The sequence below is a fragment of the Idiomarina sp. Sol25 genome, from assembly GCF_033052775.1.
GTDB lineage: Bacteria > Pseudomonadota > Gammaproteobacteria > Enterobacterales > Alteromonadaceae > Idiomarina.
Map to the genome: position 1 here is coordinate 265,944 of NZ_JAUPEW010000001.1, position 15,439 is coordinate 281,382.

At 47.2% G+C, this 15,439-nt stretch carries 15 protein-coding genes and 1 tRNA gene; 13 read left to right on the forward strand and 3 right to left on the reverse strand.

Features of this window, described 5'->3' with window-relative positions; translation table 11 throughout:
• The 6 genes from lpxD (at position 1) to Q5L94_RS01280 (ending at position 5,293) form a co-directional block, all read left to right on the forward strand.
• On the forward strand, positions 1 to 1,026 hold the full coding sequence (gene lpxD / locus Q5L94_RS01255; protein WP_317496685.1) for a UDP-3-O-(3-hydroxymyristoyl)glucosamine N-acyltransferase: 1,026 nt from the start codon (positions 1 to 3) through the stop codon (positions 1,024 to 1,026).
• Between the two features lie 14 nt (positions 1,027 to 1,040).
• A complete protein-coding gene (gene fabZ / locus Q5L94_RS01260; protein WP_011234085.1) occupies positions 1,041 to 1,496 on the forward strand; it encodes a 3-hydroxyacyl-ACP dehydratase FabZ in 456 nt (151 codons plus the stop codon).
• Positions 1,497 to 2,264 (forward strand): acyl-ACP--UDP-N-acetylglucosamine O-acyltransferase, encoded by a 768-nt coding sequence (gene lpxA / locus Q5L94_RS01265; protein ID WP_317496686.1) that lies wholly within the window; start codon positions 1,497 to 1,499, stop codon positions 2,262 to 2,264.
• Positions 2,264 to 3,403: a lipid-A-disaccharide synthase gene (gene lpxB / locus Q5L94_RS01270; protein WP_317496687.1), complete on the forward strand. Its 1,140-nt coding sequence runs from the start codon at positions 2,264 to 2,266 to the stop codon at positions 3,401 to 3,403. Before lpxA ends, lpxB begins: the two co-directional genes overlap by 1 nt.
• A gap of 94 nt (positions 3,404 to 3,497) precedes the next feature.
• Positions 3,498 to 4,460 (forward strand): glutathione S-transferase family protein, encoded by a 963-nt coding sequence (locus tag Q5L94_RS01275; protein WP_317496688.1) that lies wholly within the window; start codon positions 3,498 to 3,500, stop codon positions 4,458 to 4,460.
• Positions 4,457 to 5,293: a pirin family protein gene (locus Q5L94_RS01280; RefSeq protein ID WP_317496689.1), complete on the forward strand. Its 837-nt coding sequence runs from the start codon at positions 4,457 to 4,459 to the stop codon at positions 5,291 to 5,293. Before Q5L94_RS01275 ends, Q5L94_RS01280 begins: the two co-directional genes overlap by 4 nt.
• Here Q5L94_RS01280 and Q5L94_RS01285 read toward each other — a convergent pair.
• The gene (locus Q5L94_RS01285) at positions 5,290 to 6,933 is read right to left on the reverse strand and encodes a response regulator (RefSeq protein WP_317496690.1); all 1,644 of its coding nucleotides are present in this window, start codon (positions 6,931 to 6,933) and stop codon (positions 5,290 to 5,292) included. The genes Q5L94_RS01280 and Q5L94_RS01285 overlap by 4 nt on opposite strands.
• 84 nt (positions 6,934 to 7,017) lie before the next feature.
• Between Q5L94_RS01285 and Q5L94_RS01290 the strand changes: the two genes are divergently transcribed.
• Entirely contained in the window at positions 7,018 to 7,986 is a 969-nt protein-coding gene (locus Q5L94_RS01290) for an NAD(P)H-quinone oxidoreductase (protein ID WP_317496691.1), read from the forward strand.
• A 37-nt stretch (positions 7,987 to 8,023) separates the two neighbouring features.
• Here the strand turns inward: Q5L94_RS01290 and Q5L94_RS01295 are convergent.
• Positions 8,024 to 8,108, reverse strand: a tRNA-Tyr gene (locus tag Q5L94_RS01295).
• Between the two features lie 111 nt (positions 8,109 to 8,219).
• On the opposite strand from Q5L94_RS01295, the gene Q5L94_RS01300 reads away from it, so the two are divergent.
• From Q5L94_RS01300 to lysS, 6 genes are all read left to right on the forward strand, one after another.
• Positions 8,220 to 8,705: a VC2046/SO_2500 family protein gene (locus Q5L94_RS01300; RefSeq protein ID WP_317496692.1), complete on the forward strand. Its 486-nt coding sequence runs from the start codon at positions 8,220 to 8,222 to the stop codon at positions 8,703 to 8,705.
• Between the two features lie 97 nt (positions 8,706 to 8,802).
• Positions 8,803 to 9,705 carry a site-specific tyrosine recombinase XerD gene (gene xerD, locus Q5L94_RS01305; protein ID WP_317496693.1) on the forward strand — a complete coding sequence of 301 codons (903 nt, stop codon included), beginning with the start codon at positions 8,803 to 8,805 and terminating at the stop codon, positions 9,703 to 9,705.
• Positions 9,706 to 9,760: 55 nt separating this feature from the next.
• Positions 9,761 to 10,492, forward strand: a complete 732-nt coding sequence (gene dsbC / locus Q5L94_RS01310) for a bifunctional protein-disulfide isomerase/oxidoreductase DsbC (RefSeq protein WP_317496694.1) — start codon at positions 9,761 to 9,763, stop codon at positions 10,490 to 10,492.
• A gap of 3 nt (positions 10,493 to 10,495) precedes the next feature.
• Positions 10,496 to 12,208, forward strand: coding sequence for a single-stranded-DNA-specific exonuclease RecJ (recJ, locus tag Q5L94_RS01315; RefSeq protein WP_317496695.1), 1,713 nt, complete (start codon positions 10,496 to 10,498; stop codon positions 12,206 to 12,208).
• Positions 12,209 to 12,247: 39 nt separating this feature from the next.
• Positions 12,248 to 13,346, forward strand: a protein-coding gene (gene prfB, locus Q5L94_RS01320) for a peptide chain release factor 2 (RefSeq protein WP_317496696.1) whose coding sequence is annotated in 2 segments (ribosomal slippage) — positions 12,248 to 12,322 and positions 12,324 to 13,346 — 1,098 coding nt in all. Because the reading frame shifts where the segments join, the coding sequence is not laid out codon by codon here.
• 36 nt (positions 13,347 to 13,382) lie between these two features.
• A complete protein-coding gene (gene lysS, locus Q5L94_RS01325; RefSeq protein WP_317496697.1) occupies positions 13,383 to 14,894 on the forward strand; it encodes a lysine--tRNA ligase in 1,512 nt (503 codons plus the stop codon).
• A gap of 60 nt (positions 14,895 to 14,954) precedes the next feature.
• Here the strand turns inward: lysS and Q5L94_RS01330 are convergent, their stop codons facing one another.
• A complete protein-coding gene (locus Q5L94_RS01330) occupies positions 14,955 to 15,437 on the reverse strand; it encodes a peptidylprolyl isomerase (RefSeq protein ID WP_317496698.1) in 483 nt (160 codons plus the stop codon).
• Positions 15,438 to 15,439 lie beyond the last annotated feature (2 nt).

The following is a 15,439-nucleotide window of genomic DNA, read 5'->3' on the forward strand; positions in this document are numbered from 1 at the left end:
ATGTCTGAGTACACATTGCAGCAGTTGGCTGACCATGTGGGTGGGGAGGTGCGAGGCAATTCGCAGCTCCCCATTTTGCGCGTGGCGACCTTGCAGTCTGCTACTGGTGACGCTATCGCTTTTCTGGCGAATAGCCGTTACAAAAGTCAATTAGAAACAACCTCTGCCGGCGCGGTTATTGTCTCTGAAAAAGACGAAAGCGATGCGATTGATAATGCGATTCGTGTGTCCAACCCTTACGCGGCTTTTGCTCGAATAGCGCAGCTATTAGACACTACGCCGAAACCAGCGAAGGGTGTCGCTGAATCTGCGAAAATTGCACAGTCAGCCAGCATAGGCAAAAATGTTAGTATTGGCGAATACACGGTCGTTGATGATGACGCTATAATTGGTGATGACACCAGTATTGGACCACATTGCTATATTGGCCCTGAAACGCAAATTGGCTCTGGATGCACACTTTGGTCAGGCGTTAAAATTTACCATCGTTGTATTATTGGCGATGACTGCCTGTTTCATTCCGGCTCTATTATTGGTGCTGACGGTTTTGGCTGGGCACCTGATAATGGCAAATGGCTAAAAATCCCTCAGCTAGGCCGCGTTGTTATTAAAAACAATGTTGAAATTGGTGCCAGTACGACGGTCGATCGTGGAGCGCTAGACGATACCATTATTTCGTCGGGCTGTATTATTGATAACCAATGTCAAATAGCACATAACGTATTCATTGATGAAGATACGGCTATTGCAGGCTGTACTGTACTCGCAGGTAGCTGCCGCATTGGTAAGCGCTGTATGATAGGCGGAGCGTCGGCTATTAATGGTCACATCAGTGTATGCGACGACGTGCAAATTATGGGATTTGCTATGGTGATAAAAGAAATCACCGAGCCAGGTGTTTATGCGTCAGGTATCCCTGCCAGTGGACACCGCGAATGGCGACGTAATGGGGCGAGATTCCGTCAGCTGGATGATCTTTTCAAGCGTGTCAAAGAGTTAGAAAAGCAAGCTGACGATAATAATTGAGTAAGGTGAAAGGTTTGAAAATTACGGAATCAGGGTTTGATATTCAGGGCGTATTAGATTTACTGCCTCATCGTTATCCGTTTTTATTAATAGACAGAGTTATAGAAACAAATTCTAAAGACTCGTTGCACGCGATAAAAAACGTGACTTTTAATGAGCCTATGTTTAATGGGCATTTTCCGGCGAAGCCTATTTTCCCAGGGGTGTTGTTGCTTGAAGCCATAGCTCAGGCTTGCGGTTTATTGGGGTTTAAAATTACCGAAAGTAAGAAGAATGCAAACGATTTGTACCTTTTTGCTGGTATCGATAACGCTCGCTTTAAACGTCAGGTTATCCCGGGTGATACCGTTGATTTCTTTGTTACCTTTGAAAAAGAACGTCGCGGTATCTGGAAATTTACCGGTCGCGCGGAAGTTGACGGTGACGTTGCCTGTACTGCTGAAATTATTTGTGCAAGAAGAGAAGTTTAAGTGATTCACGAAACCGCAATTATCGACCCCAGCGCCAAACTCGGTACGAACGTTAGTGTCGGTCCCTGGACGGTTATTGGCCCCGATGTTGTCATCGGCGACAACTGCGATATCCGCTCACACGTTGTCTTAAAAGGCCCGACAACCATTGGTAAAAATAATACCATTTATCAATTTGCGTCTGTTGGTGAAGACTGTCAGGATAAAAAATACGACGGTGAACCGACAGAGCTTGAGATTGGTGACAACAACGTCATCCGCGAGTCGGTAACCATTCACCGTGGTACAGTGCAGGATAGCTCGTTAACCAAAATTGGTGATAATAACCTGTTTATGGCTTACGTACATGTTGCTCATGATTGTGTCATAGGTAATGACAATATCTTTGCTAATCAGGTTACTCTGGCTGGCCATGTTCACGTAGGTGACTGGGTTATTCTGGGTGGCATGAGCGGTGTACATCAATTTTGTCATATTGGTTCGCACTCTTTTGCCGCGGTTAATTCTATTATCGTTCAGGATATTCCTCCCTTTGTGATGGCGCAGGGCCATAACGCCAAACCCAGAACAATCAATGCTGAGGGCTTAAAACGTCGCGGCTATACACCCGAACAAATTCAAAATGTTCGTCGTGCCTATAAGATATTGTACCGCTCCAGCCTGACTGTAGACGAAGCTCTGGAGAGTATTTCAGCATTAAATGAACCGGCTCTGGATGGCTTTAAAGCCTTTGTTGAAAACAGTTCACGAGGCATTATTCGTCCGTAATGAACCACAACCAGCCGCCTAAAATAGCTATTGTTGCCGGTGAGCACTCGGGTGATCTGTTAGGCGCCGGGCTAATGCAGGCCATTGTCAAACGTCACCCTAATGCAATTTTTATTGGGGTCGGCGGGCCTTTAATGGCAGAGCAGAGAATGGACTCGTTCTTTGCCATGGATGATTTGGCCGTTATGGGCATAGCTGAGGTTTTTCAGCAACTGCCTAAGTTGTTAAAACACAGAAAGAACCTGGTCAACTATCTCATTTCTGAACAACCGGATGTGATGATAGGCATTGATGCTCCTGACTTTAATCTGACGGTTGAAGCCCGCCTTAAAAAAGCCGGTATTTCTACTATTCATTATGTCAGTCCATCTGTCTGGGCATGGCGTGAGGGTCGTATCAAAGGCATAAAAAAAGCTGTTGATCACGTACTGTGTTTATTGCCTTTTGAGAAAGACTTCTACGACAGGCACCAGCTACCAGCAACCTTTGTTGGTCACCCGCTGGCAGATGATATTCCTATGCAGTGGCAACAAACAGAAGCACGTAACGAGCTGGAACTTGAACCTGATGTTGCGTATCTTGCCATTTTACCTGGAAGTCGTAAGGGTGAGATTGCCCGAATGGCGCCGATATTTCTGAAGGTCGCGAACAAGCTAGCGAAAAAATATCCAGAACTACGCTTTGTGGCACCTATGATAAGCGAAGCTCGCGCCACACAATTGCGGGAACTAGTAGATCAGTACAGCCCCGATCTGAATATTGCACTACCTGTTGGTGAAAGCCGAAAAGTTATGGCTGCAGCCAATTATTTACTGCTAACGTCAGGAACTGTTGCGCTTGAAGCCTTGCTGATAAAACGCCCGATGGTGGTCGCTTATCGCTTTCACTGGTTGTCTTATCAAATTATAAAACGTCTGTTTCATGCGCCTTTTTTCTCCTTACCTAACCTTTTAGCGGGTAAAGAAATAGTGCCGGAACTGGCTCAATCAGAAGCCTCTGAAGAGGCTATCGAACAAGCGCTTGTCCAGTTAATTGAGCAGGACAACCAGCCCTTGTTGGAGCAATTTACGAATCTTCACCAACAACTGAAAGTGTCGGCGAGCGAAAAAGCCGCTGATGTGGTCGAGTCCTTTCTATAGTTCTATTTTTTAGAAAAATAAATAGAAAATAATGCGCTAATAATTCCAAAAAATAGACTCTATTATAAGGCCATACCAACTTAAGGAGTTTATTATGGGTTTATTAGTTGATGGTCAATGGCACGACAAGTGGTATGACACCAAAAAACACGGTGGCCGCTTTGTTCGTAGCGAATCACAGTTTCGTAATACCGTAGCGGAGGGCACTGAGTTCGAGCCTGAATCAGGGCGTTACCACCTTTACGTTTCTTACGCATGTCCGTGGGCTCACCGGGCGCTTATCTTCCGTAAATTAAAAGGTCTGGAAAGTCACATTGACGTTTCTGTTGTGCACCCGCTGATGCTGGAGAATGGCTGGGAGTTTGCTGACGCGCCACTTAACGAACCACTGTATGACGCAGACTTTCTTTATCAGCTGTATTTAAAAGCCGACCCGGAATACACCGGACGAGTAACCGTCCCAGTGTTATGGGATAAGAAAAATCAGACCATAGTGAATAATGAATCAGCCGAAATTATCCGTATTTTCAATTCAGCGTTTAATGAACTGACAGGGAATACACTGGACTTCTTTCCTGCAGATAAGCAAAAGCAGATAGAAGAAGTTAATGAGTGGGTATACAACGACATTAACAACGGTGTTTATCGTAGTGGCTTCGCGACAACGCAGCAGGCGTATGAAGAGGCGTATGAGTCGCTATTTGCTGCTTTAGACAAGGTAGAGAGTATTCTTAGTCAAAACCGCTATTTAACCGGTGATAAGCTCACCGAGGCGGACTGGCGATTATTTACTACTTTGGTTCGTTTTGATGCGGTTTATTTCGGGCACTTTAAAACCAACAAGAAGCGCATTGTCGATTATCCTAACATGTGGAATTACCTGTTAGAACTGTATCAACACCCGGGTGTTGAAGAGACCGTGGTGATGGACCACATTAAGATGCATTACTATGCCAGCCATAAAACCATTAATCCGACACAAATAGTACCTAAGGGGCCGGAAATCGATTTCCACCAAGAACATAACCGGGGTAGCAAAGGGAGTGGCCAGTCATGAGTGTTATTTTAGCCAAACACCGTGGAATGCCGGCGCAGGATGGTGCGGGAGTTAAACTCACTCGTGTTATTAATCAGCCGGGGCTAAAACATCAGGACCCGTTTTTAATGCTGGATGAGTTTCGCTCCGATAACCCGGATGATTATATTGCGGGTTTTCCGCCGCACCCGCACCGCGGATTTTGTACCCTGACCTATATGTTAGCGGGGACTATGGAGCATAAAGACTCTGTCGGAAATAGCGGTGAAATTGATGCAGGCGGTGTACAGTGGATGAAAGCGGCGAAAGGTATTATTCACGCCGAAATGCCGAAGCAAGTTGAAGGCCTAATGTGGGGCTTTCAGCTATGGGTCAATTTGCCGGGCGATGAAAAAATGAGTGAACCTGAGTGGCACGACTACCCGTCAGCTACTATTCCTGAGGTGAAAAATGGTGATGCTCTGATAAGGGTTATTTCAGGACAATACCAGCAGCAGGAGGGCCCTGTTAATGCGCCGGGAAGAGACTTTTTAATGCTGGACATTCACTTAGCAAGTGACGGTCTCAGTTTTCCGTCACAAGGTCAAAAGCGACGTCTGGCTTATGTTTATCAAGGTGATCTGACAGTGAATGGAGAGGCGGCGAAAGAGGGTGAGTTGATGTTGCTTGACTCTGCTGAAACATTAGATTTCTCCGCTATCGAAAATGCGCGCTTTATTCTGTTGGCCGCCAAACCTATTGATGAACCCATTGTCCAATACGGTCCCTTCGTCATGAATTCGTCGGATCAGATTGAGCAGGCTATTAAAGATTATCAATCGGGGCAGTTAGCCGCTAACCAAAAACTAAGCTAGCGCAGTTCCAACTCTTCGGTTTGCTCCAGTAACCGCCCGTACCGGTTACTGTGGCTACTGGATAATTGCAGCCCCTCTAAGACTTTAAAACAATTGTCGCATTCTTTCTTAAGGTGAACCCGCTCGCCGCCAGGTGTTTCCTCTGCATAACGAACGGCGGCCTGAACAAAGTTAAGTGCTGCGCCGCTGTTCATTGGCGCGGCTTCCATCGCTTTGCGAAACAGCTCTAGTGCACGAATGTAGTGGCCTTGCTGGTATGCATTTAAGCCTGCCTTGTGAACTTCAAAGAAGTTATCCTGCTGTTTTTGAGCCGCGGCCAGGCGCGCCCGTAAAATTTTAGAGGTGTAAGTGTCAAGAGTTGGATTTTCGTCCTGGTTCGTTGCGAGCGCATTTGCTTTTTCGTATTCCCCGACATCCAGCAAAATGGCGATAACGTCAGGCAGTAAGTCTTTATTAATAGGCTGGTTGTGCGCCAATTTTTCGCCAACAACTTCATTTAAGCGCTGCTGTGCCTGGTGTAAGCGTCCATTGAATGAGTCAATACGCGACAATAAAATGGATTCTAAATCTTCAAATGAAATATCGGCATGCAACAGATGCTCATCATAGCGGGCACGTTGCAGCTCCATTGTTGCTTCTGTCTGATATTTACTGATTTGCTGAGGCGTATCGCTGTTTTCGGCCGCATCTAGAATACTGCGTAAATAGTTACACAAGTGATGCGCGTTACGAAAAACCGATTTACGGGCTATCTGCAACACGTTGTTCATGGCTTGTTTGGCAATATCAAAGTCGCCGTTATCGCGGGCAATGTGGGCCAGTTTGGTTTGTCTTTCAATTGAAAATGGCGCCATGGTAATGGCATCGCGAGCGCTTTCCAAAGCGTCTTCCAGCTGTTGCTGTTGAAGGTAACACTCAGTTTTCAGGTCATACGCTTCAACAGCATTAGGCATGCGCTTAATTAAATGATTAAGAATATTCAGCGCTTCTTCGGGAGAGTTTTGTAATAACCGTGTTTCAGCCAGTTTTAGAAAGACCCAGCTGTGGGAGTTTTCTTCCAGCAATTCTTTAATTGCCGTTTCCGCTTTATCTAATTGCCCGGTTTTGTTGTATAACTCAATTTGCAGTTTACGACAGTAATTACTGTAGCGGCTGTTAGATTGAATATGTTTCTGGCAGGCATCAATACAGGTATCATAATCATGGTTTGTCAGCGCCTTGAATACGTCTTTTAACCACATGCGGCGTTTATAGGCCCGTACCAGCCGGGAGCGCAACACACGATGTGAAAACGGTTTCATCAAATAATCATCGGGTTGTAATTCTAGTGCGCTGAGCACCATAGGGCGAGTGTTGTCCCCCGTAATAATAAAAAACAGCGTATGCTCTTTCATTAGCCCCCGAACTTGCAGTTCCTCTAAAACCTGTCGACCGTTGCGACCACGCCCCAAGTTATAGTCTACCAGCAGAATATCGTGTGGTTTTTTTATGTAAGCGGCAATACCTGCTTCGCCGGTGGTCTTGACTTGTACGTCCTGCGCCCCCAAGTTTAGCAACAGGCCTTTGAGCATGACCTGAAAGGGTTTCTGGTCATCTATTAACAATACGCGTTTATTATTGAGCTCTAAGGTTTTGTCCATTGGCGCCAAACAGTATCCTGATCATATCCATATCGACAGCATACTGGCTAATTTCAATAATGTTAAGCTGCAACAGAGGCTGATATGAAAGCAATTTCGATTTCCGAACAAAAAGCACACTGGCTGAATCACCCTAATCTGGAAGAGCCTAAGGCTAATGAAGTTCAGCTGCGGGTACTAAGCGCCGGACTTAACCGTGCCGACTTAATGCAAATAGCAGGAAAATATCCACCGCCTAAGGGAGCTTCAGCTGTTCCTGGCTTAGAAGTCTGTGGTGTAATAGAAAAGGTGGGGAACAAGGTCAGTAGCTGGCAAACCGGGCAACGTGTCAGCGCCTTATTGGCTGGTGGCGGCTTTGCTGAGCAAGTGAATGTTTCCGCCGAACAAATACTGGAGGTTCCTGAAAGCTGGGCTAATGCAGAAGCTGCGGGCTGGTTGGAAACCTTTGCTACGGCTTATCTTAATGTCTTTCAACTGGCTGACTTAAAACCCGGAGAGAGAGTATTGGCTCATGCCGGTGCTAGTGGTGTAGGTTCCTCATTAACACAGTTGTGCCGGGAAAGCGGTAACGAACTTATCGCCATAGTGGGTAGCGGAGAGAAAGCAGAGTTTTGCCTGAAACTGGGAGCAAAACATGCGGTTAACCGGCACGAACAGGACGTTCTCGAAGAAGTTAAAGCCCTCGGTGAAGTTGACGTTATTCTGAATCCTGTCGCTGGTGAATCCATAGCAAAAGACCAGCAATACCTGGCACAGGATGGTCGTATTATTTTAATTGGCTTAATGGCTGGTGTGACTGGTGAAGTTAATTTCGGACGGATGCTGATGAAACGTCAAAAGCTGATTGGTTCAACTCTGAGAGCATTATCACCGGAACGCAAAGGGCAAATTTTACAAGGTTTGTGGCGTGACTTTGGTGATCAGTTTAAAAACAGCACCATAAAACCTATTATCGATGAAGTTTTTGCGGCTGACGATATTCAGCAGGCACTGGATTATGTTGCAGATAATAAAACTCAGGGTAAGGTGGTTATAACACTTTCGGAGGAGTAACTCAGGCTGATAGCGAACTGGCGCTGCAATAAAGAAATGGTGGAGGGAGCAGGATTCGAACCTGCGAAGGCTGAGCCGTCAGATTTACAGTCTGATCCCTTTGGCCACTCGGGAACCCCTCCACTCAAGAGGCGCGTATAATAACAGTCTTAGCTTAGCTGTAAAGAGAAAACTTAAACTTTTAGGACTTTGGCCGATACAGAAGTATCTGTAACCGATTATCCAGAGTCTTAATGAGTGAAGTTTCAGCTGTACAGAATGCTGCTGTCGAAAACCAGGCCGCTCACTTCTTTGAGCAACACGCGAGCGAAGCAGTTAATCACGGCTTCGCGGGCGAGTTTGCTTATTGGGTGTCTGCGTTGGGTGGCGACCCGGTTATTTCTGAGCGTCCTGCGCAAGTTAACTGGCAAAGAACCATTGGTGCTGGCAGAGCGCGCCCTTTAGATGCAAAGCCAGGTATGGTGCTGGCTAGTGGTGTCTATGCAACAGTTAGTCAGTTGTCAGACTTTAAACTGCAGGACGCAACTCATCCTCAGCCGCTTATCCCCGATGCAACGCCTGATCGTTTGCCCCTGGAGCTTCTCCACAACCTGGACTGGCGTGTTCGTCAGCGGCTGGAAAAGAAAAAACAACCACAAACGGAAGAAAAAGATGAGTACAAACACAAAGGGCCCGCTGGCCTATATGATGTTCTGCAGAAACTGGGCATTACTCATTAGCGCTTTACTTCTTTACTGGGAGTTTCGCACAAGCAGTTTCAGCCGCTCTCGCTATACGGCATAATAGCATTATCATTTCGCTAATTTTCCAAAACCCATGAAGCAACTCCGCCCAGAGGACGAAGACCGTATTGATGCTTTTACTGAGCATCTCTGGCTGCATCATGGGTCCAGTAATAACACTCAAGCCGCGTACCGCAGTGACTTACGCCGTTATTGTGAATATTTGCTGCCGCTGAAGAAATCCTTAATGGACACCGATGAAGTTGTGTTACAGGACTACCTGTTGTGGCGGCGTATGCAAGGCTTGTCCCCACGAAGTACCTCGCGTTTTTTAAGTTCGACGAAGAAATTCTTCCAGTTTGCTGTAAAACAGCAGTGGGTGGCAGTAGACCCAACCGCACGCTTAAAACGCCCTAAATTACCGCAAAGCATTCCACATTCGTTAAGCGAAGACGATGTGATTTCTCTATTGGAACAACCTGATACAGAAACTCCCATTGGTCTGCGTGACAGGACTATGCTGGAAGTGCTCTATGCCACCGGATTACGGGTAACCGAACTTATTCGTCTGCAATATGACCAGTTGAGCCGCCAGCAAGGCTTAGTTCGGGTTGTCGGCAAAGGCAACAAGGAACGCTTGGTGCCGTTAGGGGAAGAAGCGCTGGAATGGCTGGATAATTATTTAAAACACGGACGCCCGGCAATAACGAATAAGAGCAGTCCCTGGATATTTGTTACGCAACGTGGCTCGTTATTAACACGCCAGGCATTTTGGTACAGATTAAAGCATTACGCCGAAGAAGCCGGCATTTACGCACATTTGTCGCCACACACTTTACGCCATGCTTTTGCCACGCATTTGCTGAACCATGGAGCCGATTTACGTGTCTTACAGCTACTGTTAGGTCACAGTGATTTATCTACCACACAAATTTATACCCAGGTTGCACGTGAACGTCTGCAGGCCTTACATGCTCAGCATCACCCGCGCGGCTAATTGCATTTTGACTGGTAACAGGGTAGGGTTCGGACAGTTAATTTAAGAGGTATTTATGCGCAATTTAATGTCTGTAGTTGGATTAGTAGGGCTGGTTGGTGCAAGTTTTAGTGCGCCGGCAATTAGTGCTGAACAAAATGAAGTCGACACCCGGCACCTGAATAAAATTGGTATTGAAGTTTTGTCGACAGAGCCCGGTGAAATTGACGGCTATGTCCGTGCGGTGACCAATCAGGGCATGTTTTATGTGTCCGATGATGGTGAACGGCTTATTAGCGGCAATGTGTTTGATATAACCGGTAATGAACCGGAAAATTTAAGTGAAGCTGGCATGGCTAAAGTTCGCCTGAAAATGCTGAAAGGCTTTGAAAACGATATGATCGTGTACCCCGCTGAGAATGAGAAATATCAGGTAACGATTTTTACTGACACTACCTGCGGTTATTGTCAGCGCCTGCACGAAAACATGGACAGCTATCACGCCGAAGGCATTACCATAAAATACCTGGCCTTTCCTCGTGGAGGCATGAGTAGCAAAGGTGGACAGCAGCTACAAACGGTTTGGTGTGCGGACGACAAAAAAGCGGCCATTACCGCCTTTAAAGAAGACGAAAATTACAGTGGCGACTCAAGCTGTTCTAATCCGGTTGCTGAGCACTACCAACTGGGAAAATCGTTTGGGGTAAGCGGCACTCCCGCTATTGTTCTGCCCGACGGTCGTTTAGTACCGGGAGCGCTACCTGCATCACGCTTAATTGCTGAAATTAAAAAAGGTGAGTCACAGTAATTCATGAGTGATTATGAAATACGTCGTTATCAAGTCGTTGACGATGACTTTTTGCCGCAACAAATGCCACCTTTGTTGCGGCAAATTTATGCCCGTCGGGGTGTCCGTCGTGCTGACGAATTATCTTTGAAAGCCTCCGGGCTACTGCATTTTTCTTCGTTAAAAGACATCGGTAAAGCCGTTGAACTGCTGCAAAAAGCGTTAAAAAATCAAGAAAAGGTTTGTATTTGCGGTGACTTTGATGCCGATGGCGCGACTAGCTCAGCATTAATGGTGTCGGCATTGCAGGCCTTTGGTCTACAGCAAGTGGATTATCGTGTACCAAATCGAATGACTGACGGCTATGGCCTGTCTGTTGCCATGGTAGAACAACTGGCTGTCGAGAATGTGCAGTTAATTGTGACTGTCGATAACGGCATTGCAGCGCATGAAGCTATTGCACTTGCTCGTGAAAAGGGCATACAGGTGCTGGTTACCGACCACCATCTGCCGCCTGAAGAGCTGCCTCCGGCTAATGCGATAGTGAACCCGAATCAGCACGGCTGTGAGTTTCCCAGCAAAAATTTAGCGGGCGTGGGCGTGGCGTTTTATGTCCTGCTGGCGTTGCGTTCAGCGTTACGTGATGAAGGTGTTGAGCCATTACCTAACCTGGCTGACTGGCTGGATCTCGTTGCTCTTGGCACTGTCGCGGATGTTGTACCGCTGGATTATAACAACCGCGTATTGGTGCAACAGGGGATAGCCCGTATTCGTAAAGGTATGAGCCGCCCCGGAATTAAAGCGTTGCTGGAAGTTGCGAACCGTGATGCCAGTCAGCTGGCCGCCAGTGACTTAGGGTTTGCTCTTGGTCCGCGAATTAATGCAGCAGGGCGCTTAGACGATATTGGACTGGGAATAGAGTGCTTATTAGCGGGTGAGTCCCGCGCGCAGCAGTTAGCGCAGCAGCTTAACGAATTAAACCAGCAACGTAAATCGATTGAAACGGAAATGCGCGAGCATGCCGAAAGCGCTGTCGCAAAGCTGCGTTTTGATCAGGGGCAGGTACCTGATTTAGTCACCTTGTATCAGCCCGACTGGCATGCCGGTGTTATTGGTATTGTCGCGGGAAGAGTAAAAGAACAGGTGAACCGTCCGGTTATTGCGTTAGCCAACGATGATGATGAATTCCTAAAAGGCTCCGCACGTTCGGTTAGCGGTCTGCATATGAGAGACTTATTGGAACGTGTTCATAGTCTGCAGCCGGGAATCATGGAACGTTTCGGTGGACATGCTATGGCCGCCGGTTTAACCATGAAAAAAGAAAATCTGACGCGCTTTTCTGAACTGGCTGAGCAAGTTGCGTCGGAGTGGCTTTCAGAAGAAGAGAAGCAACGTGTATTCTGGTCCGATGGCGAACTCACAACAGTGCAACTTTCGCAGGACAGTGTGAATATGCTGCAAAGTGCAGGCCCCTGGGGACAACAGTTTCCAGAACCTATGTTTGACGGCCAGTTTGAGCTGGTGGATCAGCGTATTGTCGGAGAGCGACATTTAAAATTGGTGGTGCGTCATCCGCAAGGCGAGTTATTAGATGCGATTGCCTTTAACGTTGATACACAACAATGGCCGGCGCGAGAGAGCTCGGTTGTTGAACTTTTATACAAGCCACAACTTAATCACTTCCGCGGACGCACAAACGTTCAGTTGTTGGTGGAGCAAATACGCGCAATACGTTAAACTACGCCCCTTTTAGAATTAACAGAATTAGGTAGTCGCATGTTTGAAACTAACGCAACCTACAACAACATTAAAGAAATGCGTGAGCGTAGTAATTCGCTTAGGGGGTATCTTTGACTACGATGCTAAGTTAGAGCGTCTGGAAGAAGTTACCCGTGAGATGGAACAGCCCAATGTGTGGGATGATCCACCCAAGGCACAAGCCTTAGGTAAAGAGCGTGCGGCGTTAGAGCAAGTTGTACAAACCCTGGATAAACTTCAGCAGGGGCTCGACGATGTCGAGGGTCTGGTTGATCTTGCGGTAGAAGCAGAAGACGAAGACACCTTTAACGAAGCTCATGAAGAACTGTCCGGTCTAGTAAAACAACTGGAGGCGTTAGAGTTTCGTCGTATGTTTTCAAAAGACAACGACTCGGCAGACTGCTACCTGGATATTCAGTCAGGCTCTGGCGGAACCGAAGCTCAGGACTGGGCTAACATGCTGCTGCGCATGTACTTGCGCTGGGCAGAGGCGCATGACTTTAAAGCGGAAATTACTGAGCTGTCAGAGGGCGATGTCGCGGGTATAAAATCGGCCACCGTTCGTGTCGTTGGCGAATACACTTACGGCTGGCTTCGCACCGAAACCGGTGTGCATCGTTTAGTGCGTAAATCACCCTTCGACTCAGGTAATCGCCGCCATACCTCATTCGCCTCGGTATTTGTTTACCCGGAAGTAGACGACGATATCGATATTGAGATTGATCCGTCCGACCTGCGGGTGGATACCTATCGTGCCTCTGGCGCGGGCGGTCAGCACGTTAACCGTACTGATTCCGCCGTTCGTTTAACGCACGAACCAACAGGCATTGTGGTGCAATGTCAGAGTGACCGGTCGCAGCACAAGAACCGCGATTCAGCAATGAAACAGCTGAAAGCGAAATTGTATGAATTTGAATTACAGAAACAGAACGAAGAGAAACAGGCATTAGAAGACTCAAAAGCTGATATCGGCTGGGGCAGTCAAATTCGCTCTTATGTTCTGGACGATGCGCGTATCAAAGATTTACGTACGGGTATCGAGAACCGTAATACTCAGGCTGTGCTTGATGGCGCACTTGACCCATTTATTGAAGCCAGCTTAAAAAGCGGGCTGTAAGTTTAATTTAAGTATCCCGACAGAGGAAAATCGATAATGACTGATAAATCGCAGGCACCTGAAGTAGACGTAAACGAACAGATCGCGCAGCGAAAGGCGAAACTGTCGGCGCTTCGCGATAAGGGTATCGCATTCCCGAACGATTTCCGTCGGGATTCTTTAGCTGCCGATTTGCACGCTGAATACGATGATGTGAGCAAAGAGGATCTGGCTGAAAAGGGCATTCGCGTGAAAGTGGCCGGTCGTATGATGACCCGTCGTATTATGGGGAAAGCGAGTTTCGCAACGGTTCAGGATATGAGCGGCAAAATTCAACTGTATGTTGCCCGCGACAATCTGCCCGAAGGTTATTACAACACTGAATTTAAAAAGTGGGATTTAGGCGATATTGTCGGCGCCTCTGGTACCTTGTTTATTACCGGAACCGGTGAGTTAAGCGTGCAAGTTGACGAAGTACGTTTGCTGACTAAAGCGCTGCGCCCGTTGCCCGATAAATTCCATGGCCTGTCAGATCAGGAAATGCGCTATCGTCAGCGTTATTTAGATTTGATTACCAACGAAGAGTCCCGCAGTACTTTCGTGGCCCGCTCTAAAATTATTGACTATATTCGTCGCTTTTTAAGCGATCGCCAGTTTCTGGAAGTTGAAACACCGATGATGCAGGCTATTCCCGGTGGTGCAGCAGCTCGTCCTTTCAGTACGCACCATAACGCCCTGGATATGGAGCTGTTTTTACGTATTGCACCAGAACTTTACCTGAAACGTTTAGTCGTTGGTGGTTTTGAAAAGGTGTTTGAAATTAATCGTAATTTCCGTAATGAAGGTCTTTCAACGCGCCACAACCCTGAGTTCACTATGCTGGAGTTCTATTGGGCGTACGCGGATTATCACGACTTAATGGACTTAACTGAGCAAATGTTACGCGGTGCGGCTGAGTCGGTGTTAGGTTCTGCTCAGTTTACCAGCCAAGGCGTGGATTATGATTTTGGTAAGGCGTTTGAGCGCATGACAGTGCTTGAAGCTATTATCAAATACATGCCGGAAGTGAGCCTTGAGCAGCTTAATGATATGAATCGTGCTACTGAAATTGCAGAGCAGGTTGGTGTGAGCGTTAAGCCGTCGTGGGGCTTAGGCAAAGTTCAAATCGAAATTTTTGAAACAGTTGCCGAGCATCGTCTGATTCAGCCTACGTTCATTACAGCGTATCCGGCTGAAGTGTCACCGTTGGCACGTCGTCACGACGATAATCCGTTTGTGACTGACCGTTTTGAATTCTTTGCCGGTGGCCGTGAACTAGCTAATGGTTTCTCAGAGTTGAACGACGCTGAAGATCAGGCTGAACGTTTCCGCGAGCAGGTTGAGCAGAAAGAAGCGGGTGATGACGAAGCCATGTTCTATGACGAAGATTACGTTACCGCACTGGAGCACGGCATGCCGCCAACAGCTGGTCAGGGTATTGGTATTGACCGTCTGGTTATGCTGCTAACGGATTCTGCGTCTATTCGCGACGTATTATTGTTCCCACACATGCGCCCAAAAGCGGATTAATTACCATTATGAAACAAAAAACCCGGCTAATTAGCCGGGTTTTTTTATCAAAAACAGCGCTTAGTGATCTTCGCCGTCAGTGTGAACGTGACCGTGCTCAAGTTCTTGCTCAGTCGCGTCACGAACTTCAATAACTTCTACGTCAAAGTTCAGGTTAACACCGGCTAATGGGTGGTTACCGTCAACAGTTACTTCGTCGTCTTTTACTTCAACGATAACAACAGACTGCTCGCCTTGATCCGTGCTGGCGCGGAACTGCATGCCAGGCTGTACTTCGTTTTCGCCGAATAGGTTACGTGGTACAGTCTGGATTAAGCCGTCATGACGTTCGCCATAAGCTTCTTCTGGCTTAACTTCTGCAGTGAAGCTATCGCCAACGGTTTTGCCTTCCAGTGCATTTTCCAGACCAGGAATCAGCATGCCACGACCGTGGATGAAGTTCAGTGGGCTGCCGTCTTTTGACTGGTCAAGGGTCTGGCCATCTTCCGTTTTAACGGCATAGTTGATAGCCACGACTTTGTTTGGTGCAATGGTTTCGCTCATAA

Bases quoted from the DNA above. Each gene is read 5' to 3' on its own strand.
- lpxD (WP_317496685.1), top strand. From the start codon at position 1: ATGTCTGAGTACACATTGCAGCAGTTGGCTGACCATGTGGGTGGGGAG.
- lpxB (WP_317496687.1), top strand. From the start codon at position 2,264: ATGAACCACAACCAGCCGCCTAAAATAGCTATTGTTGCCGGTGAGCAC.
- Q5L94_RS01275 (WP_317496688.1), top strand. From the start codon at position 3,498: ATGGGTTTATTAGTTGATGGTCAATGGCACGACAAGTGGTATGACACC.
- Q5L94_RS01280 (WP_317496689.1), top strand. From the start codon at position 4,457: ATGAGTGTTATTTTAGCCAAACACCGTGGAATGCCGGCGCAGGATGGT.
- Q5L94_RS01285 (WP_317496690.1), bottom strand. From the start codon at position 6,933: ATGGACAAAACCTTAGAGCTCAATAATAAACGCGTATTGTTAATAGAT.
- Q5L94_RS01290 (WP_317496691.1), top strand. From the start codon at position 7,018: ATGAAAGCAATTTCGATTTCCGAACAAAAAGCACACTGGCTGAATCAC.
- Q5L94_RS01300 (WP_317496692.1), top strand. From the start codon at position 8,220: ATGAGTGAAGTTTCAGCTGTACAGAATGCTGCTGTCGAAAACCAGGCC.
- xerD (WP_317496693.1), top strand. From the start codon at position 8,803: ATGAAGCAACTCCGCCCAGAGGACGAAGACCGTATTGATGCTTTTACT.
- dsbC (WP_317496694.1), top strand. From the start codon at position 9,761: ATGCGCAATTTAATGTCTGTAGTTGGATTAGTAGGGCTGGTTGGTGCA.
- recJ (WP_317496695.1), top strand. From the start codon at position 10,496: ATGAGTGATTATGAAATACGTCGTTATCAAGTCGTTGACGATGACTTT.
- lysS (WP_317496697.1), top strand. From the start codon at position 13,383: ATGACTGATAAATCGCAGGCACCTGAAGTAGACGTAAACGAACAGATC.
- Q5L94_RS01330 (WP_317496698.1), bottom strand. From the start codon at position 15,437: ATGAGCGAAACCATTGCACCAAACAAAGTCGTGGCTATCAACTATGCC.